Below are 705 nucleotides of genomic sequence, written 5' to 3'. Positions count from 1 at the left end.
TGCTACTTGACCTGCGCAACCAGGGGTGGGTGGTCAACCACAAGCTCGTCTACAAACTCATGAGCGAAATGGGGCTTCGAGCCAAGGTCCGCCGGCGCAGGCCCTATGTTTCTTATAACGGGACGACAAGCCACATTGCCAACAACACACTTGACCGCAAGTTCACCCCAGATAAGCCAAATACCGTCTTTGTCAGCGACGTCACCGAGTTCAGGGTTGCAGGCCGCAAGGTCTACCTGTCACCGGTGATGGATCTATTCGACCGTTCAATCGTTGCCCACACCGTGGCTACATCGCCGTCGACAGCGTTTACCGCTGATTCTTTAACTAAGACGATTAAAACGTGTACGCCTGAGCCTGGGTGGATGATGCATACCGATCAAGGTTTCCAGTACCAGCATTCGTCCTGGCGCAACCTGATTCATGACAACGGTGGTGTTCAGTCGATGTCGCGTAAAGCCAACTGTTACGACAACGCGGTCATGGAGAATTTCTTCGGGCACTTGAAAACCGAGATGTACCACGGAGAAGTCTTCGACACCGTCGCAGAGTTCAACCAGACCATCGACGAGTACATCCAGTGGTACAACACCGAACGCATCCAACAACGACTCAAGGGTCTGACCCCGATGCAATATCGAAATCAGACCCTTGAAGCCCTAACCGCCTAGAATTAAACCAGTCCAACTTTCAGGGGCCAGTTCA

General features: G+C 52.6%; 1 protein-coding gene. It reads left to right on the top strand.

The window, feature by feature from the left end; translation table 11 throughout:
* Positions 1–671: IS3 family transposase (locus QP934_RS11480; RefSeq protein ID WP_340419956.1), on the top strand; the 671-nt coding region annotated here is incomplete at its 5' end.
* Between the last annotated feature and the right edge of the window lie 34 nt (positions 672–705).

The organism is Corynebacterium sp. MSK122 (genome assembly GCF_030229435.2).
Classification (GTDB): Bacteria; Actinomycetota; Actinomycetes; order Mycobacteriales; family Mycobacteriaceae; genus Corynebacterium; species Corynebacterium marquesiae.
Note: the sequence above shows the minus strand (reverse complement) of the source record. Positions and strands in the feature narration are given on the sequence as shown.